General features: G+C 57.5%; 20 protein-coding genes. 8 read left to right on the forward strand and 12 right to left on the reverse strand.

Annotated elements, in window-relative coordinates; translation table 11 throughout:
- Positions 1-66: 66 nt before the first annotated feature.
- The 5 genes from BMZ81_RS00475 to BMZ81_RS00495 form a co-directional block, all read right to left on the reverse strand.
- The gene (locus BMZ81_RS00475; RefSeq protein ID WP_091127638.1) at positions 67-978 is read right to left on the reverse strand and encodes a hypothetical protein; all 912 of its coding nucleotides are present in this window, start codon (positions 976-978) and stop codon (positions 67-69) included.
- A 17-nt stretch (positions 979-995) separates the two neighbouring features.
- On the reverse strand, positions 996-1,460 hold the full coding sequence (locus BMZ81_RS00480) for a hypothetical protein (protein ID WP_091127639.1): 465 nt from the start codon (positions 1,458-1,460) through the stop codon (positions 996-998).
- Between the two features lie 78 nt (positions 1,461-1,538).
- Positions 1,539-2,036, reverse strand: coding sequence for a hypothetical protein (locus tag BMZ81_RS00485; protein WP_091127640.1), 498 nt, complete (start codon positions 2,034-2,036; stop codon positions 1,539-1,541).
- Positions 2,011-2,892 (reverse strand): hypothetical protein, encoded by an 882-nt coding sequence (locus tag BMZ81_RS00490; RefSeq protein WP_091127641.1) that lies wholly within the window; start codon positions 2,890-2,892, stop codon positions 2,011-2,013. The genes BMZ81_RS00485 and BMZ81_RS00490 overlap by 26 nt, the downstream gene beginning before the upstream one ends.
- Complete coding sequence (locus tag BMZ81_RS00495; protein ID WP_091127642.1) at positions 2,889-3,329, reverse strand: LytTR family DNA-binding domain-containing protein; 441 nt, start codon at positions 3,327-3,329, stop codon at positions 2,889-2,891. Before BMZ81_RS00495 ends, BMZ81_RS00490 begins: the two co-directional genes overlap by 4 nt.
- Positions 3,330-3,510: 181 nt before the next feature.
- Between BMZ81_RS00495 and BMZ81_RS00500 the strand changes: the two genes are divergently transcribed.
- The 3 genes from BMZ81_RS00500 (at position 3,511) to BMZ81_RS00510 (ending at position 6,072) form a co-directional block, all read left to right on the forward strand.
- Positions 3,511-4,590: a PfkB family carbohydrate kinase gene (locus tag BMZ81_RS00500; protein WP_091127643.1), complete on the forward strand. Its 1,080-nt coding sequence runs from the start codon at positions 3,511-3,513 to the stop codon at positions 4,588-4,590.
- 108 nt (positions 4,591-4,698) lie between these two features.
- Positions 4,699-5,625 carry a pseudouridine-5'-phosphate glycosidase gene (locus tag BMZ81_RS00505; RefSeq protein ID WP_091127644.1) on the forward strand — a complete coding sequence of 309 codons (927 nt, stop codon included), beginning with the start codon at positions 4,699-4,701 and terminating at the stop codon, positions 5,623-5,625.
- Between the two features lie 78 nt (positions 5,626-5,703).
- Positions 5,704-6,072: a DUF1294 domain-containing protein gene (locus tag BMZ81_RS00510; protein WP_347498044.1), complete on the forward strand. Its 369-nt coding sequence runs from the start codon at positions 5,704-5,706 to the stop codon at positions 6,070-6,072.
- Positions 6,073-6,213: 141 nt separating this feature from the next.
- Here BMZ81_RS00510 and BMZ81_RS00515 read toward each other — a convergent pair whose 3' ends face one another.
- The 3 genes from BMZ81_RS00515 to BMZ81_RS00525 all read right to left on the reverse strand — a co-directional run bounded on the left by BMZ81_RS00515 (position 6,214) and on the right by BMZ81_RS00525 (position 9,447).
- On the reverse strand, positions 6,214-6,771 hold the full coding sequence (locus BMZ81_RS00515; RefSeq protein WP_091127645.1) for a hypothetical protein: 558 nt from the start codon (positions 6,769-6,771) through the stop codon (positions 6,214-6,216).
- A gap of 206 nt (positions 6,772-6,977) precedes the next feature.
- The gene (gene pyk, locus BMZ81_RS00520) at positions 6,978-8,720 is read right to left on the reverse strand and encodes a pyruvate kinase (RefSeq protein ID WP_091127646.1); all 1,743 of its coding nucleotides are present in this window, start codon (positions 8,718-8,720) and stop codon (positions 6,978-6,980) included.
- A gap of 106 nt (positions 8,721-8,826) precedes the next feature.
- Positions 8,827-9,447 (reverse strand): TetR/AcrR family transcriptional regulator, encoded by a 621-nt coding sequence (locus BMZ81_RS00525; protein WP_177187141.1) that lies wholly within the window; start codon positions 9,445-9,447, stop codon positions 8,827-8,829.
- 171 nt (positions 9,448-9,618) lie between these two features.
- Between BMZ81_RS00525 and BMZ81_RS00530 the strand changes: the two genes are divergently transcribed.
- The 4 genes from BMZ81_RS00530 (at position 9,619) to BMZ81_RS00545 (ending at position 17,308) form a co-directional block, all read left to right on the forward strand.
- Entirely contained in the window at positions 9,619-12,228 is a 2,610-nt protein-coding gene (locus tag BMZ81_RS00530; RefSeq protein WP_091127648.1) for a hypothetical protein, read from the forward strand.
- A 34-nt stretch (positions 12,229-12,262) separates the two neighbouring features.
- A complete protein-coding gene (locus BMZ81_RS00535; protein WP_091127649.1) occupies positions 12,263-14,503 on the forward strand; it encodes an efflux RND transporter permease subunit in 2,241 nt (746 codons plus the stop codon).
- A gap of 102 nt (positions 14,504-14,605) precedes the next feature.
- Positions 14,606-16,444: an asparagine synthase (glutamine-hydrolyzing) gene (gene asnB, locus BMZ81_RS00540; protein ID WP_091127650.1), complete on the forward strand. Its 1,839-nt coding sequence runs from the start codon at positions 14,606-14,608 to the stop codon at positions 16,442-16,444.
- Between the two features lie 99 nt (positions 16,445-16,543).
- Positions 16,544-17,308: a sulfite exporter TauE/SafE family protein gene (locus BMZ81_RS00545; RefSeq protein ID WP_242942524.1), complete on the forward strand. Its 765-nt coding sequence runs from the start codon at positions 16,544-16,546 to the stop codon at positions 17,306-17,308.
- A gap of 48 nt (positions 17,309-17,356) precedes the next feature.
- Here BMZ81_RS00545 and BMZ81_RS00550 read toward each other — a convergent pair whose 3' ends face one another.
- Both BMZ81_RS00550 and BMZ81_RS00555 read right to left on the reverse strand, forming a co-directional pair.
- On the reverse strand, positions 17,357-17,737 hold the full coding sequence (locus tag BMZ81_RS00550) for a hypothetical protein (RefSeq protein WP_091127651.1): 381 nt from the start codon (positions 17,735-17,737) through the stop codon (positions 17,357-17,359).
- Positions 17,730-18,098, reverse strand: a complete 369-nt coding sequence (locus BMZ81_RS00555) for an RNA polymerase sigma factor (protein WP_242942525.1) — start codon at positions 18,096-18,098, stop codon at positions 17,730-17,732. Before BMZ81_RS00555 ends, BMZ81_RS00550 begins: the two co-directional genes overlap by 8 nt.
- A 342-nt stretch (positions 18,099-18,440) precedes the next feature.
- Between BMZ81_RS00555 and BMZ81_RS00560 the strand changes: the two genes are divergently transcribed.
- Complete coding sequence (locus BMZ81_RS00560) at positions 18,441-19,742, forward strand: cation:proton antiporter (RefSeq protein WP_091127652.1); 1,302 nt, start codon at positions 18,441-18,443, stop codon at positions 19,740-19,742.
- Positions 19,743-19,787: 45 nt separating this feature from the next.
- Here BMZ81_RS00560 and BMZ81_RS00565 read toward each other — a convergent pair whose 3' ends face one another.
- Positions 19,788-20,228 (reverse strand): signal peptidase II, encoded by a 441-nt coding sequence (locus tag BMZ81_RS00565; RefSeq protein ID WP_091127653.1) that lies wholly within the window; start codon positions 20,226-20,228, stop codon positions 19,788-19,790.
- The gene (locus BMZ81_RS00570; RefSeq protein ID WP_091127654.1) at positions 20,225-22,900 is read right to left on the reverse strand and encodes a translation factor GTPase family protein; all 2,676 of its coding nucleotides are present in this window, start codon (positions 22,898-22,900) and stop codon (positions 20,225-20,227) included. Before BMZ81_RS00570 ends, BMZ81_RS00565 begins: the two co-directional genes overlap by 4 nt.
- Positions 22,901-23,045 lie beyond the last annotated feature (145 nt).

The raw sequence follows: 23,045 nt of genomic DNA on the forward strand, positions 1-23,045 counted from the left end.
ATATGCCTTTTTTCCGCTCTTTACAAGAGGGAGCGGGAGATTTTGGCACGCTGTCTCCCGGCGAATTTACGAGATGGCCTGGCTGCCCACCGTATACCCGCTCCATACCCCATCGGCGGACTGGGACGCCGTGCAGTCCACGAAATAGTACGCCCCGGTGCCGCTGCGCCATTTCTGGGCGTCGAAGCAAACGGCGTTCACCAGGCCGTTTTCTGCGTCAGGCATCCCCATAGCGGGCAGACTGAAGGCGGCGTCCTCCTTTTCCCGGATGGAAAACAGGCATCCGTCCTCCCAGTACCACAACTTCGCGTCGCTGCCCTCCAGAGGCTCGGCGGTGAAATAGCCCTGCTCCGCCAGCTCCTCATAGGTGCCCTCCACCAGCTCTGCGCCGTGGGCCTGGGCGAAGGCCCAGGCCACCGCCGAGCGCTCACTTGCAAACAGGCTGGTCTGACTGAGGTCCACACCCACATAGGTCATCCCATCGCTGTTGAGGCCGCTGTCCACCTCCCACAGGTCGTTCAGCACATCCAGATACAGGCGGCAGCGGTCGTCGAAGCCGTCAGGCAGCACCGTGACGGCCGTGACTCCGCCGAGCTGGGCGGGGTAGGTCTCCATGATGTCGCCGCCAAAAGCAATCTCCACCAGCGCGCCTTCCAGCGTCCCGTTGGGCAGGGACTGATACGCCCCCGGCTCCGTCAGGTCTATAGCAGCTCCCCCGCTTTGCAGCAGACCTGCGGCGTTCAGGGAATACACGTCTCCACTGCCGCCTTCAGCCTCCGCCAGCAGAAGCTGGCTTCCATCGGCCGTCACGATGCGGCAGACCACAGCAGCCGCGGCGGGCTGGGTCGTTTCGCCGCCGCTCTGTTCCTCTCCGGCGGGTGTGCCGCCGGGCGCCGGGACACCGTTGCCGGAGGCGGCACAGGCCGCCAGCAGGCAAAGGGAGAAATACAGGCTCAGGAATAACGTCCACTTTTTCATCTCATCCACCTCTTTTTTCAAATTCCGGACGGCGACGCCGGCCGTTGGTCATAAACCGCCAAGGCAATTTTCACCGCCGCCTCCCGGCCGTTTCCCAGATCCAGAAAGCAATTGCAGCCCGTTTTGTTCCCATCCAGCGGAGCCTGCAAAAAGAGCACTGCCCGGTTCCAGGCTCCAGCCACGCTGACACCGGTAACAGCTCCGCCTCCGGTCAGGCTGTGCTCCCCTCCCGGCAGCGGTGAGGAAATCTTCATGGGTACGCCGTCATCGATGGTCAAAGTCCCGGAAAAACTACCGCGTCCCAACAGGTTCCGCCGATCCGTTCCCTGTATAAAAACCACATGCGGTACTGCCACACCGGCATCAGAAAAAGCATACTCCATCGCTTCTATCCGGATATCCACCGTGCGCTCCCGGGGCGTCAGGGCCAACGCTCCCGCCAGTGCAAGCCCCAGCAGCAAAAACAGCATTCTGGCCTTCATATGCAAACCGCCTCCTTTGCTCATTTAGTCGGCAAAGGAGGCGGTTTGGTTCCGCTGTCTTTCAATTTTTTCCACCGGTCAATAAACAGGGATGAAAAACGTCCAGGGAGCCGTGACAATGGCCATAGTCAGGGCAATCACATGCTGCTCCCGGTCCTTGAGGCCCTCCGCCTCTTTCAGCGCCTTCCGGTCAAAGCGATAGATGCACACGGCGGCAATTATCACTGCGGTCAGCGTCCAGCAAAAGGCGGCGGGATGCCCGAAGGGGTTGTGCATGGTGTACTCCAGTCCCGTCTGCCACCAGCCGTCCCGGGGCAGGAAGGCTGCCAGCAGCGCCCCCAGGAACATCCAGGCCGCTCCCACAAAGTCAGCCGCAAAGCCCCGGATCCAGAATTTCCAAATCAGGGCTTTCACCAGGGCCTTTTTGTCCCGCCGCTTCAGCGCCAGCAGCGTCAGCAGCAGCACCAGACCGTCCACCAGCAGGTTGCCCGGCAGCACAATCAGCCACACCTGTGGAAACAGCCACAAAAGCCAGACGGGCAAAATCACATTATAGAGACGAATCTCCCGTTTCATGGGCACGCTCCTTTCCCCATCGCACCGCCGCGCCCAGCAGGTTGCCCAGCAGGGCAAACAGCACAGCCACGCCCGCGTGGAACAGTGCGGAAGAATTATACAGCAAAAACACATGGGGCACTGCCAGCAATCCGCAGGCCGCAGGGTACAGCAGGGCAACTCCAAAGCGCCGCCCGGCGCTCCACCCGGTGCAGACGCAGAAAAAGGGCAGCAGCAAATAGGGGTACAGCAGGCCGGTGAGCACAGGGATGCTGTCGCTCCGCTCCAGCAGCCGCAGCAGGGGTGGGAGCCCCAACTCCACTGCCGCTGCCAGCAGCAGATAAACCCGGAGAGACCGCAGCTGAAACATGCCGCCGCTTTTTTTCGCCGGCGCAAGGCCCAGCCCCTCCCGGATCTGCTCCAGTTCCGCCCGCCAGACAAGATACCGCAGCAGCCACACTACGGCATAGGCAAACCAGTACAGTCCCAGCAGCACCAGCCATCCCTGCCAAGCGGCGGGCAGCAGCCCGCACACGGCACACAACCCCGCAAACAGGAGAGAGGATCCCAGCAGGTGGGCCGCGGTCCGCACCGTCACCGCCCGCCCGCTGCCCTCCATGGGCGGTACCGCCACGCCCACTGTGGCGCCGAAGGCAAAGGCCAGCACCACTTCCAGAGCCAGCAGTGCCTGCCAGGGCCAGCCAGTTGCGTCCAACACTGCCTGCCGGACAACGAGGGGTGCCGTCCACTCCGGCATGACACTGAGGCTGTTCAGCCAGATGACGAACAGCGGCACCAGAATCATGCCGCACAGCCCCCCGAAAAGTGCCCACAGCAGCTGCCGGCGCAGCAGCCCGGGTTCGTAGAATTCTTTCACAGCCCCAGCGCCTCCTTGATTTTTTTCACATACCGGCGGGAAACATAGGTGACAATGCCGCCGGTCAGCGTCATGCGAATGGTACCCGTCAGACTTAGATCCAGGCCTGTGACCTGCCGGAGATTTACGATCTCCGAATGGGAGATGCGGACGAACTGGTGCCTGTCCAGCCGTGTTTCCAGTTCATAGAGCCGCTGGCGCACCGTGTAGCTTCCCTCCGCTGTCTGTGCGCAGATCTCCTTCTCCTCTCCGTAAAACCGGAGGATCTGATTCGGATCCAGCGGAACCACCTCTGTCCCCCGAAAGCCGGGGAGCAGGCCAGGCCCTTCCGCCGAAAGCCGGGCCGCCAACTCTGTCACGTCCGGCGTCATAGCCGGCGCATGGATGACCACCCGCACATCCCTCCGGTTCGGCTCCAATACGACTTCCACCTTCACAGTTCTCCCTCCTTTTTTATCAGTATACGGGTGTTTTTCCCACCCGTCCAGAGATTTCCGACCTTCGGCTGTTTTGGGCGGACAACTGGTTTTAAATTGGGGGTTGACATTTTTAAAAAAACTCGTAATATAAACATTAGATTAGTTATCTTAATTTTTGCTTAGAATGGAGGTGCCGTTTATGACCCAACGGGAACGCCAATTGCTGAACTGGATTGAGGAAAATCCCTTAATCTCCCAGCAGGAACTGGCGGAAAAGGCAGGAATTACCCGGTCGTCTGTGGCAGTGCATATCTCCAACCTGATGAAAAAGGGGCTGATTGCCGGAAAGGGCTACATTGTCTGCACTGCACCTTATGTGACGGTGGTGGGCGGCGTAAATATGGATATCGGCGGCCACCCATCGGAAGATCTGGTGCCGCAGGATTCCAATCCCGGCACTGTGCGGATGAGCCTTGGAGGCGTGGGGCGGAATATTGCCCACAATATGAGCCTTTTGGGGGTGGATACCCGGATGCTGACGGTGTTCGGCGATGATCTGAACGCCCAGAAAATCGCCGCCAGCTGCGGAGAACTGGGCATCGACATTTCCCAGTCCCCGGTGATTCCAGGCGGGCGCACCTCCACATACCTTTTTATCAATGACCCGCAAGGAGACATGGCGCTGGCTGTCAGCGACATGGAAATCTACCGCCATCTGACGCCTCGGGTGCTGGCCGCACGGCAAAAGCTGCTCTCCGCCAGTCAGGTGATTGTCATCGATACCAATATTCCCCCGGAGAGCATTCAGTGGCTGGCAGACAACGCCGGGGTGCCCATCTTTGCGGATCCCGTGTCCACCGCCAAGGCAGTCAAATTAAAACCAGCGCTGGGAAAGCTCCATACCCTGAAGCCAAACCGCCTGGAAGCGGAATTGCTCTCCGGCGTGGCCATTACCGATGAGGAGAGCCTCCACCGGGCGGCAGATGCGCTGCTGTCCACCGGGCTGCGGCGGGTATTCATCTCCCTGGGCGGAGACGGCGTATTTGCCGCGGATCACACCGGGCGCCTCCATCTGCCGGTGCTGTCGGCGGATATGGTAAATACCACCGGCTGCGGCGACGCCTTTATGGCGGCTATCGTCTGGGCCTATCTTCAGGGCACAAACCTGGAGGGCACGGCGAGAGCCGGCCTGGCGGCCTCCGCCATTGCCATGGAGGGGGCGGAAACCATCAACCCTGTGATGAGCGCCAAAAACCTGCGAATCCGCGCGGGACTATGATCCTGTTTTCCGGTTGCAATGCCATTCCCTGATACATCTTTCGGATGTTATAGAAGCTTCATTTTGCTATTATATTAATATTTTTTGATGATATATTGGAGGTTTTTTATGTTGAACAAGTATCTTGATATTGCCCCTGAGGTTCAGAAGGCTTTGGCTGAGGGCCGCCCCGTGGTAGCGCTGGAGTCCACCATCATCTCCCACGGCATGCCCTATCCCCAGAATGTGGAGACCGCGCTGAACGTGGAGAAGCTCATTCGGGAAAACGGTGCCACCCCTGCTACGATTGCCATTATCGGCGGACGACTGAAGGCCGGCCTCAGCCCGGAGGAAATTGACTACCTGGGCAAGACCGGCACAAAGGTGGCCAAGGCCTCCCGCCGGGATCTGCCCGTACTGGTGGCTGAGGGCCGGGATGGCGCCACTACCGTCACCACCACGATGATCATCGCCCACATGGCCGGCATCTCCGTGTTCGCCACCGGCGGCATCGGCGGCGTGCACCGGGGCGCTGAAACCACTATGGACATCTCCGCCGATTTGGAGGAACTGGCGCACACCCCCGTCATGGTGGTCTGCGCCGGCGCCAAGTCCATTCTGGACCTGGGGCTGACGCTGGAGTATCTGGAGACCCACGGCGTGCCTGTGATCGGCTACGGCACGGAGGAGCTGCCCGCCTTCTACACCCGCAAATCCGGCTTCCGGGTGGACTATCGCATCGACACCCCAGCGGAACTGGCAAAGACCTTCTTCGTGAAGCAGGACATGGGCCTTGGCGGCGGCATGCTGGTGACCAACCCCATCCCCGAGGAATTTTCCATGGACGCCGACGTCATCAACAACGCCATTGACGAGGCTGTGGCCGAGGCCAAGAAGCTGGGCATCCACGGCAAGGAGACCACCCCCTTCCTGTTGGCCAAGATCAAGGATCTGACCGGCGGCGACTCCCTGGCCTCCAACATCCAACTGGTGTACAACAACGCACGGCTGGCCGCCAAGACCGCTGTGGAACTCAGCAAGCTTGCAAACGTCTGAGCAATTTGATAAAATGGGCTGGTCGGAAAAAATCCGGCCAGCCTGTTTTTTAGCGCCGGGAGGCGCGTGGAGGTTTATATGGAGAAGAAAGCGCTGTATTTGCCGGAGGCGACCAACGACACCCTTTGGGCGGTGGTCATGACCGGCAGCCCTTGGGTACCCCTGGCAATGTACCTGCTGGTCATCAACCTAGTGACGTTTTTCATCTTCGGCCTGGACAAGTGGAAGGCAAAGCGGAAGACAAAAAACGACGCCGTCCGCCGGGTGCCGGAAAAGACGCTGTTCCTGCTCTCCGCCCTGGGAGGCAGTATCGGCGCACTGTTGGGCATGAAGGTATGGCATCACAAAACACTGCATAAGTCCTTCCGGTTCGGCATCCCAGTCATCTTAATCCTGCAGGTTCTTATTCCCGCCGGCCTGTATTTGTATTGGAATTTCATTCGATAATCCTATCTGCTGCATAGAATTCCCCGGCCCGTCTGCCTACGGCAGACGGGCCGGGGAATTCTCATATCAGTTTTTCTCTGCTGCAAATCCAGTAAAACGGTTTGCTGAGAAATCCACAAAATTTCTGCCAGCCGTGTCTGTTCAGTTCCAGGGCACTTGCTCCGTGATGTCCTTCCCCTCCCGGTCATAGAAGGAAATGTCCTCCGGAAGGGCATGTGTCTCCTCTATTGCCGCATCCACCTCTACAGATACGAAAAAGCGCTCCCCCTCAGGGACATCCAGCCGGTACGTCCTGCCATCCAGTACAACGGCAATTTCCGCAATTCCAAAATACGTATTCCGTCCGCCAATCAAACAGTAATTTTTTTCACTGTCCCGGACAAGTTCCTCCCGAAAGTTACCGCCCCCGTATCCAATGGAATCAATTCGGTATCGTCCATTCAGGCCGCAGGTCAGGCGAATTTCTCCCAAATCGCCGTTGAGTTCCATCAAGGTAAATTTTTTCTTCCCAATGACAACGGAATCATAGAGCTTGATGTGATTTTCCATTGGGACGCTGCTTCCCCGGTTCAGATGCTGGCTTGCATATTCCGCGAGATTGCCGCCGTCTGGCTGAATGGGAAATGCGCGGGAATACAAGACCGCGGTCACCAGCGCAAGGAGCAGCACGGCAGCTCCCGTATACACACGTTTTTTCACCAGCGCTTTCTCCCCCTCCCAAAATTCCCCAAGTGCCAGTCTATTCCTGGTCTTTTATGGTATCATACGAAAAGTCTGCCTGCAAGTACGGCGTTTCACGGGCCGTCCTGTCCTTTGGAACCGACTAGAAAAGCAGCGGCGGAACTTCCTCCGCCACTGCAAGTCTGTTTTATCACCAGCCGCACGGGCAGGTTGCCTTTCGCCGCTTATTGGGGCATGGTCTGAACTACACCCCGGGTGCAGTCCACAGACACCAGCGTGCCGTCCCGCAGGTTCGCGGTAGCTCCCCCGGCTCCCACAATCACCGCCTTGTTCAGCGTCAGTCCCACTGTCGCCGCATGGCTGTTGACGCCGGATTCCTCGCTGATGACTGCCGCTGCCTGTCGAATCTGCGGCAGGATCTCATTGGAGGTGTAGGGAACCACCAGTACATCGCCGGGCCGGAACTTGGCATGCACCTCTTCCAGGGAGCGGCAGACGCACAGGGGACCAGAGGCGTTGCTCTCCCCGATACCAACTGCGTTCAAAAGCGCTCCTCCCACCAGATGGACCTTAATCATATTCGTGGTGCCTGGTACGCCAACCGGTACGCCGGCGGTCACCACCACCAGATCTCCCTGCTTCACCAGCCCTGCCTGTTCCGACGCCTGGACTGCGAATTCAATCAGCTCGTCAGTATTGCTGGCGTAGGGCATCAGCAGCGGCGTCACGCCCCAGTAAAGGGCCATCTGCCGCTGGACCTGCTCGTTCAGCAGGCAGGCCACCACCGTGGTACCGGGGCGGAACCGGCTCACCAGGCGCGCTGTGGTACCGCTCTGGCTGACCGTCAGGATGGCATCGGCACCAATGTCCATCGCCGTGGTGCAGGCGGCGTGGGCGGTTGCGGCGGCAATAGACATGCGGTTTTTTCCCGCTACAGCCCGCATCCGCTTGGCATAGTTGATGTCGCTTTCCGTCCGCAGGGCAATGGCATCCATGGTTTTGACCGCTTCCACCGGATATTTGCCAGCCGCCGTCTCACCGGAGAGCATAATGGCGGAGGTCCCGTCATAAATGGCATTGGCCACATCCGTGATCTCGGCCCGGGTTGGCCGCGGATTTTCAATCATGGAATCCAGCATCTGCGTGGCGGTGATGACTGGCTTGCCAAGGGCCACGCACTGGGCAATCATGTCTTTTTGGATCACGGGAATCTCTGTAAAGTCAATCTCCACTCCCATGTCGCCCCGGGCCACCATCACCCCATCGGCCACGGACAGGATCTCCGAGAGATTGCTGACACCCTCCCGGTTCTCAATTTTCGCGATAATACGAATGTTGGATCCCGCCTTGTCCAGCAGACGGCGAATTTCCCGTACATCTGCCGCGGTGCGGACAAAGCTGGCCGCAATATAGTCAAAGCCCTGCTCCACGCCAAAGAGAATATCCTCCCGGTCCCGCTGGCTCATATAGGGCATGGAAAGCCGCACGCCGGGGATATTGACGCCCTTGTTGTTTTTCATGACGCCGTCGTTTTCCACCCGGCAGCGAACCGCGGAGGCCGTGGTCTCCTCCACCGTCAGCCGTACCAGGCCGTCGTCCAGCAAAATGGTGTCTCCGGCCTTCACATCCTGCGGCAGTTCCGCATAGGTCACTGCGCAGCGGGTCTCATCACCGACGGTATCCTCCGTGGTCAGGGTAAACGAATTGCCCGCCCGCAGCATCACAGAGCCCGCCGCAAAGGACTTCAGGCGGATTTCCGGTCCCTTGGTATCCAGCATGGCCGCCACGGGCAGATTCATCTCCGTCCGAAGCGCCTTCAGCTGATCCAGCCGTGACTTATGCTCGGTATGACTGCCGTGAGAAAAATTGAATCGCGCGACATTCATCCCCGCCTGCAACATCTTCTTTAAAATGCCGTTTTGATCTGTGGCCGGCCCCAGGGTACAGACAATTTTTGTTTTTCTCATTGAATAACCACCTTTCAAAAAGGATATTCTTCACCAAATAACAGTTTACCACAAATACCGGGAATGCAACAGCATCTCTTGGAAAAAACAGAGCGGCGCCGCCGCTCTATTTTGGAAAAATGTTTTGAAATGGAGCAGGCTTTTTTTCACCCAGCAGACATTCTGATGCGCCGTTTACCAGCCGGTCAGCTGCGGCAATCAGTTCTTTTTTCGGCAGATCCATCTCCCGGTCAAACCACTCTTTCATCAGTCCAATCAGGCCGTAGGTAATGAAACCGAGCAAATACTCCAGTTGTGCCTGGGAGGCTGGGGCAAAGCGGGCCCGAATGATATTGGTGCCGTTGCGGCGGATAACCTCATGCAGCCGATCGGTAAAATTGCTGCTGGAATTATTGGCAAACAGTATGGTACAGATCTCCCGGTTGGACACCACGTAATCCAAAATCGGCTCAAACACCGGCTGCAGCGTTCCACAGGCTACGGTTTCCTGCAGATGTGCATCAATTAAATCCTGGGCTTCCGCCAGCATGTCTGCTTCAATGCTCCTGAGCAGAGCGGTGGTATTCGGATAGTGCAGATAAAACGTTCCCCGGTTCAGATCCATACGCTCTGTCACATCCCGGACGGAGATCTCCGGGAACCGCTTCTCCTGCATCAATTCCAAAAGTCCCTGCTTCAGCAGCTTCCGGGAGCGCCGCGACCGCCGGTCTTCCACATACTCCCCCATATTCTCTGCCTCCTTCCCTTCGGTTTGCCACAGCATATATCAAATGCGTTAGACAAAACCGACTATGTGTCCATTGTGTTTTTCTTTTGTGAGTATTATAATCTCCCTTGAAAAATAAATCAACAATATTTTATTATTCAACACTTGTTGATTCACGAGAGGAGTTTCTTTATGAAGTCCCATTTCCACTCCGCTTCTCATCATCGTCTACCGGCCATGCTGCTGGCGGGCGCTATGGCGGCTGCATGTATCCCAGCTTCCGCTGCAGAGCCCATCGGAGATGGCGTGGCCCCCACCTATGATGAGGCCTATTACGCCACAATGGACTACTACGGCAACCTGAAAGAGGGCAGCGTGGTAAAGAGCTATACGCTGAATGGCACCACGGCTCTGACAGACTACGGTACATACGACGAGGTCATCAATCTGACAGACGGCACCATGCCCACCGTGCGGGATGGCGTGACCTCCTTTCGCTTTGACGGCGAAACGGCACCCTCCCATTTTTATTTTGAGGGGAAGACTACCCAGCCCTTCCAGAACCTGCCCTGGACGCTGTCCATGCACTATACGCTCAACGGCGTGCCTACGAAGGCAGAGGATTTAGCAGGAAAAACCGGCGTAGTGGAAATCACCACGGATGTCATTCCAAATGAGAATGCCAGCCAATACGCCCGGTACAACTATACCTTAGAAGCCATGGCACTCTTTAACCAGGACAACCTCCTGTCTCTGGAGGCTCCCGGCGCCCAGGTGCAGCTGATTGGCAACCTGCGGGCCGTGCTGTTTCTTGCCCTGCCCGGCGAAGAGCAGCACTTCACCATTCGGGTGGGTGCCGAGGACTTTGCCTTTGACGGCATGACATTTCTGATGGTGCCCGCCACCCTCTCACAACTGGAGGAAATCGCCAAGCTCAGCGAGCGAAAGGATGACCTGGAGGACGATTACCACAAGCTCTCCGGCAGTCTGGATGATTTGCTCAGCGCCATGAGCAATATGACCGGCAGTTTGAATGCCGCTGCCGGCGGCCTGGATCAGCTGAACCAGGCCAGGGGAACCTTCTCCGACGGGAAGGATGTTCTTTATAGCGGAACCGATGTTCTTCGTAGTGACCTGAGCAATCTGGCAGATCTTCTGGATCCGGTGGCAGAGCAGGTGCGATCCCTGAGCCAGACGGTCACAGACTCCAAGGCAGCTTTGAATTCCATTATGGATACCACGGTTTCTTTAAAAGGCCAGCTGTCCGACATGGAAAACGCGCTGGAGAACCTGGAGGGCGGCCACGATGACCTAAAGCGTCTGGCTCAAAGCGCCGCAGACATGGAGGGCAGTCTTCGCACGCTGAAGTCCGCGCTGAATAAGATCTCCAACGGTTCCTCCGGCGGAGATGAGGACATTTCCACTTCCAGCCGGGAGACCGTCAAGCAGGTGAAAACCATTCACAGTGCCTATGAGGAAGCGGATCTGGAACGGTTTATGGCAAAAATGCTGGTGATCAACGGAACAGCCAGCACCAGTGCCGAGGCGGAGGCGATGGCGGGCCAGTTGATGCTGCTGGTCAACATTCCCGCAGAGCTGGTCGGGGATCTCTCCGCAGAGCAGCAGGCTTACTGGAAGTCCGCCCAGCAGCTGAAGGCCCTTCACAGCCTGGCCATGTCCGGTGCTTCCTTCCAGACCTTCTGTGAGCAGCTGCCCGGGATCAGCAAGGAGCAGGCCAAGCAGATGAACGATCTTTGGATCGTGTATTCCAGCGGAGATCTGGAAAGCAGTGACTCCGCAAATGCTGCGGAAGATGCCAGCGGGGAGAGCACTGCCGCAGAATCTGGCAGCAATCCGCTGACTGCCTCCCTGCTGCTGAATGATCCGGCCGATGGCAGCAATCCGGACGCCGGTTCGAGTGATGCCGGTTCGAGTGATGCCGGTTCGGAAGGCAGTGCCGGCGCCGCCGAAGGAGAAGGCGGACAGACGGATGACACTTCTGATGAGAGCAGTACGGTTGGCGGTGCCGCAGTCGATTTGATTACCAGCGGGCTGGACAGCACCACCAAAAGCCTCAATCAGCTGAAAAGCCAGCTCACCTCCACACTGAAAGGGATTGCGGGTCCCACCGCCAGTGTGGTTGGGGATTTGGCGGATGTGTGTGACCAGTTGGACGATGTCGTGGATCTGCTGGACGACGCCGATAACCTGACTGCCGCCCTGCGCCGTTCCGCTGACAAGCTGCAGGATATCGTGGATGGCGCAGACTCTCTGCGAAAAACACTGAACGATTATGAGCCTACACTGCAGTCCACGTTGAATACGGTGGAAAATCTCAGCACCAGCGCAGCTTCCACTGTTCGGGATACTGAGTCTTTGATCGCCGCAGCGGAAGACCTGCTGCAGCGTTCCGGAACCCAGCTGGATGCCGGCACGCAGAAAACGCTGGACAGTCTTGCCTCTGTGCTCCGCCGCACCGCCGATGTCATGGCCACCTCCGGCAGCATCAAGGCCTCCAAGGATGCGATGAGTGATATCATCGAGGATACCTGGAATGAACACACCGGAGACATTGACAACCTGCTGAACATGGACGCCACAGCCGAAGCCATCTCTCTTACCGATCAGAGGAATCCTTCTCCGCAGAGCATTCAGGTGCTTATCCGTTCCCAGGAAATCAAAGTTGAGGAGCCCGAGGAGGAAGCGCATACCGCAGCGGCAGCGGATAACGGCACCTTCTGGAGCCGTGTCGCCCAAATGTTCAAGGATTTCTGGAACGCCATCACCGGAATTTTCCGTTGAACCGCCGGAATCTTGAAATGGAAGGTGCGTTCATATGATTGAAAAAATTGCACGCGGGTTGACGCGGAAGCCAAAATTGGTGGCCCTGATTGCCGTCCTGATGCTGATTCCCTCGGTGCTTGGCTATGCCGCCACCCGCATCAATTACGATATTCTCTCCTATCTGCCGCAGGATCTGCCCTCTTCCCAAGGGGAAAAGCTCTTGGAGGACCCCTTTAAAATGGCTGCCACCAGTATGCTTATCGTGGAGGATATGCCTGCTGGGTACAGCAATGATTTGATCCATACCATCCAGGACATTCCCGGAGTCTCCAACGCCGTTTGGATCAGCAACATGGTGGGCATCCAGATTCCAACCGACATGATTCCCTCCAATTTCCGGGATATGTTCTTCTCCGGCGACGCGACCATGATGATCATTCAATATGATCAACCCGGCGCCTCCGACGAAACCATGGATGCTATCCAGCAGGTACGGAACGTCTGTAATGAGAAGTGTTTTCTTGCTGGCTTCTCCGTGGTAATTAAGGATACCCGGGATCTGATGGACAGCGAGCTGCCTATCTTCGTTGGGCTGGCAGTGGTGCTGGCCCTGGCAGCCATGCTGCTGACGCTGGAGTCCACTGTCCTGCCGTTCGTATTTCTCGCCAGCATCGGCCTTGCCATTGTCTACAACTTTGGAACCAACATCTTTCTGGGGGAAATTTCCTATATCACCAAGGCGATCGCAGCCGTGCTGCAGCTGGGCGTTACCATGGACTACTCCATCTTTCTCTACCACCGGTTTGAGGAGGAGCGGGGAAATTATGACGACAAGCGGGACGCCATGGCCGCCGCCATTGTTGCGGCATTCCGCTCCCTGTCCGGATCCAGCCTCACCACCATCGCCGGGTTTCTGGCCTTGTGTGCCATGCGGCTGACGCTGGGCCGGAATATCGGCATTGTCATGGCCAAGGGCGTTGTGCTGGGCGTGGCCACTGTGATTCTGGTGCTGCCCAGCCTGGTCCTGATTTTTGACAGACAGATCACACGGCATATGCACAAGCCGCTGATTCCCAGCTTTGACAAGGTCAACGACTTTATTCTCCGCCATCGCCGCGCCTTTCTGGTGCTGTTCATTGTTCTGTTTCTCCCAGCCTACTACGCGCAGGACCATGCCGGCATATACTACAAGCTGGACGAGTCCCTGCCCCGGGATCTGCCTTCCATCATTTCCAATGAGAAACTGAAAGATGATTTCGATATGGCCACCTCCCATTTTGTAGTGCTGCGGGACGATATTCCCGCCACAGATATGAACGAGCTGGAAAACCAGATTGAGGCGGTACCCGGTGTCACTTCCACCCTTTCTTATCACGGCATGCTGGGCACCGGTATTCCGGACTTCTTTATTCCTGACGAGGTAAAGGATATGCTGAGGCAGAACGGATATCAGCTGATGATGATCAACTCCAGCTATGATCCCGCCACTGAGGAGGTAGCCGCCCAGCTGGAAACCCTGGGCAGTATTCTTCACACGTACGATCCGGACGCCATGATCACCGGCGAGGGCGCTATGTATCAGGATTTGATTGACACCACTGCCGTGGACTTTGTAGTGTCCAACGACATCTCTATTCTGGCCATCTTCCTCATCGTCGCATGGGTGTTTAAATCTCTGTCCGTGCCCGTAATCCTGGTTGCCACCATTGAGCTGGCCATTTTCATCAACCAGGGCTTTTGCTATTTTACCGGCGCGTCCATCCCCTTCATTGCCCCCACCATCATCAGCTGCGTTCAGTTGGGTGCCACCGTGGACTACGCCATTTTGATGACCTCCCGTTTTCAGGAAGAGCTGCGCAGCGGCAAGGACCGTATGCACGCCATCCGGATTGCCGCAGACTCTTCTGACGCCGCAATTGTCACCAGTGCCCTGGTGCTGTTTTGCGCCACATTAGGCGTGTCCTTTGTATCCTCCATCGATCTGATCGGATCCATGTGCATCATGCTGGCCCGGGGTGCACTGATTTCCGCTGCTGTCAGCCTGTTTATCATGCCCTCGGTTTTATGTGCGTGTGAACCGCTGTTTAACAAAACCAGTCTTTCCTGGCGGACAAATCCGCCTGTGAAGCCTTCCCGGGCCGGAAAGGTTCTGAAAGCCATGGGTGCCAAACCGCATTCCAAAAAAGGCTGCCTTCCGTCTGAGACCTCAGGCAACACAGCAGATCCGGCGACAGCAGTTTCTTCCGAAACGTCGCTTGAAGACAAGGAGCATGCGCCATCAAAGACCCATTAATCCGATCGGATGCACATGGGCAAGCATTTCCGCATATTCTGAAAAAGGGCAAAGGAGCTCACGATACCGTGGGCTCCTTCATTTTTTAGGAGGTGTTTTCAGATGTGCGGCATTGCCGGGCAAATTGATTATGATCAGAACCTGCAGACGCAGGTGGAAACGTTGAAACAGATGCAGGCGGTGCTTCGGCGGCGGGGGCCGGATCAAGAAGGCGTATTTTTGGCAGAGCATGCGGCGCTGTCTCACACGCGCCTTTGTGTGATCGACGCAGAGCGCGGCCGGCAGCCCATGACCGTCTGCCAAGGCAGCCGGGCGTGTACACTGGTATACAACGGGGAGCTCTATAACACGGAGGAGCTGCGGTCGGCATTGAGCCGCCTGGGCTGGACCTTTTCCGGCCACTCCGACACAGAGGTGCTGCTGAAATCGTATATGGAGTGGGGAACAGACTGCGTAAGCCGCTTCAACGGCATCTTCGCCTTCGCTATATGGGAAGCAGCGGCGGAAACCCTCTTCCTGGCCCGGGATCGCATGGGGGTAAAGCCTCTGTTCTTTTCCTTGCTGTCCGGCGGCGGGTTGGTGTTTGCTTCGGAACTGAAGGCACTGCTGCGGCATCCGGCCGTCCCCGTCGAACTTGACGGCAACGGCGTGGCGGAACTGGTGCTGATCGGTCCCGGCCGGACACCGGGCTGCGGCGTATTCCGGGGTGTTCGTGAGCTGCTGCCGGGACAGTGCGGCACCTTCTCCCGGGAGGGCGGCCTGCGGCTTTGGAAATACTGGTCCCTGCAGGCCCGGGCACATACGGAGTGTGAGGCGGACACCATCGAACACGTGCGTTTTCTCGTGGAGGACGCCATTCGGCGGCAGCTGGTCAGCGATATGCCGGTGGGTACCTTTCTTTCCGGGGGGCTGGACTCCAGCATTATCAGTGCTGTAGCCGCCAGGGCACTGGCGGAAAAGGGGGAGGTACTGCAAACCTTTTCTGTGGATTATCAAGACAACGATCTCTACTTTACATCCGGCAAATTTCAGCCCTCCTCTGACAATCCCTACATTGCCAGCATGGCGGCGTTTTTGGGCAGCCGCCACACCAATGTGGTGCTGGAGCCGCCCCAGGTGGCCCGCGCCCTGTTTGACGCTGCGGAAGCCCGGGATCTTCCTGGCATGGCCGATATTGACTCCTCTTTGCTTCTATTCTGCCAAGCCGTCAAGGAGCAGGTGACAGTGGCCATCTCCGGCGAGTGTGCCGATGAGATTTTTGGGGGCTATCCCTGGTTCCGGGATCCTTCCGTGCGGCCGGAAAACGGGTTTCCCTGGGCCCAGTCCACCGCTTGGCGCGCCTCTTTTCTGACACCGGAATATGCCGCCCGGCTGGATGCGGAGGAAATCGTCCGCCAGCGGTACCGGGGCACCCTTCGGCAGGTGGACTGCCTGGACACTGACACGCCGGAGCAGCGCCGCAGCCGTCAACTGATGCGGCTGAATATGGATTGGTTCATGCAAACGCTGCTGGACCGGAAAGACCGCATGAGCATGTGGAGCGCTTTGGAGGTTCGGGTTCCCTTCTGCGACTGGCGGATAGCAGAGTATCTATATAATGTTCCCGGCGAACTGCGGAATCTGGGCGGACAGGAGAAAGGACTGCTGCGCGCCGCCATGGCGGAATGGCTTCCGGAGGAAGTGCTGCGCCGGAAAAAAAGCCCTTATCCCAAAACTGTACACCCCGCTTATCTCCGCCTGGTATCCCAACGGCTGCAGCGGCTGCTGGACGAGGGGACGTCTCCCATGTTTGCCTTTATCCGGCGTGAGGCGTTGGAGGCCCTCCTGACCCACGATGATCCCCAGCCCTGGTACGGTCAGCTGATGACCGCGCCCCAGACCATTGCCTATTTTCTGCAGCTGGACCGCTGGCTGCATCTCTACCGTCCCCGCCTGATATAAGAGTCCAGCAACTTTCAAGATACCACCTTGCCTCCTTCGCCCAAGTGTGCTACACTAGTGCGGTATTTTGGCATTTGGTGCAGGAATGAGGCGAATTTGGTGGAGCTCTGCGTATATCTGGTGATCTGCCCCATGTTGTTTTTGGCGGGATTTGTAGACTCTGTGGCCGGCGGCGGCGGGCTCATCTCCCTGCCCGCGTATCTGTTTGTCGGAATTCCAGTCCATCTTGCCTCCGGCACCAATAAGCTGGTCAATTCCATCGGCACAGGCGTTGCTACCCTCAGCTACATCCGCAGTGGAAAAGTCCATCTTCAGGCAGCTCTGTTGGCGGCGGCCGGTGCCTTGGCAGGCGGTGCTTTAGGGGTGCGTTTGGCTCTATGGTGTTCTGAGCAGGTACTGCAGGGTTGTATTCTGGCCGCGCTGCCGGCAGTGGCAGTGATCATGGCGGTCAAGAAGGATTTGGGCACTGCGCCTGTTCAGCGCCGCTGGACGCCGCACCAGCAGATGGCCCTGAGTCTGGCCATCGGTTTGATCATCGGCCTTTATGACGGTCTGGTGGGACCAGGTACCGGTACCTTTCTGATCATGGCCTTTACCCTGGTGCTGGGCATGGATCTGCTGACAGCCTCCGGCTGTGCAAAGGTTGCCAATCTGGCCTCCAATGTGGCAGCCGCCATTTCCTGGGCGGTGAGCGGCAAGGTATTGTGGAGTCTGGTGTTTCCCGCTGCCGTGTGCTGTGTACTTGGCAATTGGTTCGGCGCCCGGTACGCAATTCGCGGCGGATCCAAACGGGTCCGCGGGATGATTTTTTTGGTGCTGGCCCTGTTGTTTTTGAAGCTGGGCTGGCAGCTGCTGTTTTCATGATCCACGAAAAAGCAGGGCGGAGCGGGGTCTTCCTCTCCGCCCTGCTTTTTATCCTCTGTTCATTGTATATTCTCTTTCAGAATGACAGTTTTTTTCGCCGCTCTCCTCCAACTGGGAAACGTCCGGATCCTTCTCCCCGGAAAGTGCCGCCAATTCCGCGTCGGTCATAGGTGTGCGGTCAGCCTCCGCGTCCTGACACCACTTGGAAATCCCCCGGCCCGAAACCAGCCCTGCCAGGGTGATGGTATAATCCCCGCTCTGGACAGTCTCGTCCAGAAGCAGTGCGCCCTCACTTTCAAATGCCGCCAACAGCGGGTCCTCCTGTTTCATGGCCTGCCGGTGCTTTTGCAGCAGTTCCTCCGTCCGCACCTGAAAGTCCGGTGAGAAGGAGACGTGGTCTATGGCTCTGCGATATTCCTCTTTATTCATTTGTGTCCTCCTTCAAAAGTTCTCTCAGCCGGGCTCTTCCCCGGGCGAGGCGGGTCCCCACCGTCGGTGTGGGCAGGCCCATCAAATGTGCGACCTCTTTTATGGAATACCCTTCATAATAGTAAAAGTGAATGACCGCGCCGCATTTCTCCGGCAAAGCCTGTACGGCGGAAAGGATCTGGGTGTCCCGCTCTGTTAAGGCCATCTGCGGTGCTTCTTCCAGCGAAATCGTCCCGTGTCCCGCCTTCCGGCAAATGTCGCTGGCCCGCCGAAGTGTGACACGTATCAGCCACGCTTTTTCGTGCTGGGAATCCCGGAAGTCGGGGCGAGCAGTCAGCAGGCGCAGAAATGTCTCCTGCACAGCGTCCTCCGCATCCGCTGCAGCGCCCGCCCATACACAGGAATTCGCAGCAGCATGGGACTGTACTGGGACACTATGCGGCGAATGTCTTCATCGGTACCAAATGAATCCAAGTGCTCAGCTCCTTTCACTTTCAACACGTGAATTCCCCTTTTCCTTTTTCAAAAATGACCCCGCTTTAAGTTTTTGTCTATATAGACTATTTCTCCCATATTTTATTGTTTATTTTTAACATACCCTTAGCGTTTTTCCTCTTGCAAATGCCGGAAAAGGGACTATGATAAGGTACACTGAACGATTGCGTCCACTGTTTGGGCGCCAAATTCCCAAGGAGGAGCTTTTATGTCCTATCATTTTTTAATGGATTTAGCCCTGATTTTGTTGAGCACCAAGCTGTTGGGGCTGTTTACCCAGCGCTTTCAGATGCCCCAGGTGGTCGGCGCCCTGCTGGCAGGACTGTTGTTGGGCCCCGCAGGGCTGAACATTCTGGCGGAGACTGGATTTCTTTCCCAGCTCTCGGAACTGGGCGTGATTGTGCTGATGTTCTCTGCTGGTATGGGCACCAACATTCAAGAGCTGAAGAACAGCGGAAAAGCTGGTTTTTCAGTGGCACTCTGCGGTGTTGTGGTTCCTCTGGTCATGGGGACGGCCCTGGCCTGGGGTGCTGCAAAATCCGGAATGGTTTCTGACGGTGGTTTTTTGGAGGATGTTTTCGTGGGCACCATTCTCACTGCCACCTCTGTCAGCATCACGGTAGAAACCCTGAAGGAGATGGGAAAGCTGGACACCAAAGTGGGCAATACCATTCTGGCTGCAGCCCTCATCGACGATGTTCTGGGCCTGATTGCCCTGACCATTGTCAGCAGCGTGGCTGGCGGAGGGGAAAGCCTTCTTCTTGTCCTTATCAAAATTGCGCTGTTTTTCGCATTTGCCCTGGCAGCGGGATATGCGGCGCTCCGGCTGTTCCGCTGGATGATGGAGCGCAATCATGAGCAGAACCTCCGCCGCTATCCGGTGCTGGCGTTTGTCTTATGTCTGGTGATGGCCTACTGCGCGGAAGAGTTCTTTGGTGTGGCGGACATTACCGGCGCTTATGCCGCCGGGTTGGTCATCTCCTGCACCCCAAAAGCCACCTATATTCAGTCAAAATACGAACCACTCAGCTATCTTTTGCTGACCCCGGTGTTTTTTGCCAGCATCGGCATTAATGTCACCGTGGGAACCCTTAACGGCACGCTGGTGCTGTTCTCCATCCTGCTGCTGGTGATCTCCGTCATCTCCAAAATGGTGGGCTGCGGTCTGGGCGCTAAATTCTGCGGCTTTGACGGGCGGGAATCCCTGCAGGTCGGCGTGGGCATGGCATGCCGCGGCGAAGTCGCTCTGATTGTCGCCAATCAGGGGCTTGCCTTGGGCGTACTCTCCAGTGCCATGATGACACCGGTCATTATCACGGTGATCGGCGGCACGATCCTGACGCCCATTCTGCTGAAGCTGGTATTTAAAAACGCGCCAAAGCCGGAAGCCAGCGTCCTTGTGGATCACTATCGGGAGACAGCGCAGTTGGATATTGTGGCCGACCGTCTGCTGGATGAAAACCGGAAGCTGATGGAGCAGGGCGGCAGTTCCTCCCATCCTGAAAAATAAAACGAAACGCCCTGCAGGGATCCATTCTGCAGGGCGTTTTTCTGTTTACTTTTTTCTGCGCAGACTGCCAAGCAGCAAACATCCGATGCCAATAAAAATGAAGAAATCTGCCAGGTTGAATACCCACTGTCTCAGGCACCCGGGTGCCTTTGGAAACCGGATATAATCAAAAACGCGCCCATACCGGATCCGTTCCCACAGGTTGCCGATTCCGCCGCCAAGCGCTATTCCGCCACCAAGCTTCGCCAAAACGCCCCGGTGATGCCGGATTTCCCACAGCAGTGCCGCCAAAGCGGCGGCTGATCCTGCAAGCAGCCCCCGCCCCCACAGCCAGCCACAGCCAAAGCCCGCTCCTTCATTGTACAGGGGCTGGAGCACGGCACGGCCTCCCCTTCCCGTGGTTCGTAGACTGCTGCGCTCCAGATACCAGCGCGCCAGTGTACACAATCCTGCGGCAATCCCCGCAGCGAGGCCCGCTATGATCATGGCGTTTCCTCCTCCCCATTCTCCCCATGCTTATGCGCCCGTTCCAAGGCAGTCCGGACAGCTCCGGTCTTCTGCTTCTGATTATTGGCAGAGAGAATCCCTGCAATCTGTTCCCGCACTTGATCTACCTCCTCCCGGAAAGCACTGGCAGAAAGGCGCAGCGCCCCGTGTCCCAGGATGATCAGCTGCTCCGGGCCGTCTGAGGTGGCCACCCTTACCCGGTGCTGCCGTCCGATCTCATATGTGGCCTTTTCAATGTAGGCATCTGCCGTCTCCGCCTCCTTTGTGTAGACCACATAGATATTGTGATAGCGGCTGACGGATCCCGGGTTCCCTTTGACCTTATAGGCGTCAAACACCACAATGACCACACACTTTTTAAAGCCCTGGTAATTGCTTAAGAGATCACACAGCTGTTTTCTGGCGGCATCTAAACTGTCCCTGGCCACAGCCTTCAGCTCGTCCCAGGCAAAGATAATGTTATAGCCGTCCACCAGCAGATATTCCGGTCCCCGGCTCTGTTGCCGGATCACCCTTCGCTCCTCTGAAAGGCCTTCCGGAGCGCGTTTCGGTTCTTTTGGCGGAAGAAAGCCTCTGCGCTTTACCGGGCCATAGGTTTTTTCAAAAATTTCCTGAAGTTCCTTATCCTGGGCCAAAGTCCCTGCATAATCCGCCGGTACGCGGCGGGCCGCCGGCCGGGTAGTCTCCTGCTCTCTGCGCTCTTCCGCTGGCCGCCAGCCGCTGTCCACATGCATGTGGCTGCGGACCTCATCCCACTTGACAATCACGCCCGCTCCATGCGCGCAGAAAACGGAATCTGCCGGGTTTTCGGTATCCCGCTCCGGGTCGTATCCCGCAGCGGCCAATACCGCCTCCTGATTGTGGCAAGGTGCATATCCCCGCAGCATACAGGTAAGCCGCCCCCGGCCCCGGGTATAGGCCGCCACCTCCCGGGCATAGTCCCGCAGTTCTGAAACCGGAGCCATACCGGTGAGCACCGTCCCGTCCCCGGTGGTCTCCGGTGAAGAGACCTCCCCACTCATCCGCTGCAGGTCACTCATCGCCCGCCCCACCTGTTCATCGGGCAGCTCCAGGCGAAAATCGTACCAGGGCTCCAGCAGGATGCTCTCCGCCTGCATCAATCCCTGCCGCACCGCCCGGTAGGTAGCCTGGCGGAAATCACCACCCTCTGTGTGCTTGACGTGGGCCCGGCCCGCCAGCAGGGTGATTTTTACATCCGTCAGCGGAGCGCCAGTCAGCACACCGGGATGATCCCGCTCCGCCAGATGGGTCAAAATCAAGTGCTGCCAATTACGATCCAGCTGATCCTCCGGACAGGCTGTAGCCAACTGAACGCCGCTGCCGGGATCACCCGGTTCCAACAGAAGATGCACCTCCGCATAGTGCCGCAGCGGCTCGAAATGGCCCACACCCTCGGCAGTACGGGTGATGGTCTCCCGGTAGACGATGCCGCCCTCTCCAAAGGTGACCGCCAGGCCAAACCGCCCTTGAAGCACACGCTGTAAAATTTCCAGCTGTACCTCTCCCATCAGTTGGAGATGGATCTCCCGCAAAGACTCCTGCCAGGCGATGTGAAGCTGTGGATCCTCCTCCTCCAGCAGCCGCAGCTTCTGCAGTGCCGTGTGTGGGTCGCAGCCGTCCGGCAGCTGCACCTGATAGGACAGTACCGGCTCCAGCAGCGGCGCTGTCCAGTCCGTTTCAAACCCCAGTCCCTCTCCGGGATACGTATGACTCAGCCCCGTCACCGCGCAGACTGTACCGGCGCGGGCCTCTTCCACAGGCTGAAATTTACTCCCGGAATAAATCCGAATCTGATCACTCTTCTCTTCCCAGGGCGCGCCATCCCCCTGGCAGTGCCCTGCAAGGGGCTCCTTTACCCGCAGACGGCCTCCAGTGACCTTCAAATAAGTCAAGCGGTTTCCCTGAGCGTCTCTGGCGATCTTATAGACCCGCGCACCAAACTCTACCGGATAAGCCGGGGACGGCGCATAGCTGGAAAGCCCTTCCAAAAATGCATCTACACCCTCCAGCTTCAACGCTGAGCCGAAAAAGCAGGGAAACAATTTTCGCGCTGCCACCAGCGCCGCGATGTCTCTGTCTTCTACCGGACTTCCCTCCAAAAAGCGGGACAGCAGCTCCTCATCGCAAAGGGCAGCCTCCTCCTGAATGTGTCCCTTCTCTGCCTGGGCATCCACACAGCCGCTGCTCAGCTGGCTTTTCAGCCCCTGCATCAGGGCCGTGCGTTCCGCACCTGCCAGATCCATTTTATTGACAAATAAAAACACAGGGACATGATACTGCTCCAAAAGTCTCCACAACGTCCGGGTGTGGCCTTGAACTCCATCGGTGCCGCTGATCACCAGAATGGCACAGTCCAGCACGCGCAGCGTCCGCTCCATCTCTGCGGAAAAATCCACATGGCCAGGCGTATCCAGCAGCGTTATCTCTGCCGAGGGCAGCGGCAGCACGGCCTGCTTGGAGAAAATCGTGATGCCCCGCTCCCGCTCAATCGCATCGGTATCCAGAAAGGCGTCCTGGTGATCCACCCGGCCAAGTTTCCGCAGACAGCCGCCCCGGTAGAGCATCGCCTCCGATAATGTGGTTTTTCCCGCATCCACATGGGCTAGAATCCCAGCAACCAGTTTTTTCATGACATTCCCCGCATTTCTTTGAGATTGCCTGCTTATCATACCATTTCCCAATAAGCGGCGCAAGAGAGCGCCCGTTCTCCTTCGACACGGCCCGCTCTCTGCCTAGGCCGCATCATACGAGAACCGCATTCCTCCTACGCTGATG

It is taken from the genome of Oscillibacter sp. PC13, from assembly GCF_900115635.1.
In the GTDB taxonomy this organism is placed as follows: Bacteria; Bacillota; Clostridia; order Oscillospirales; family Oscillospiraceae; genus Oscillibacter.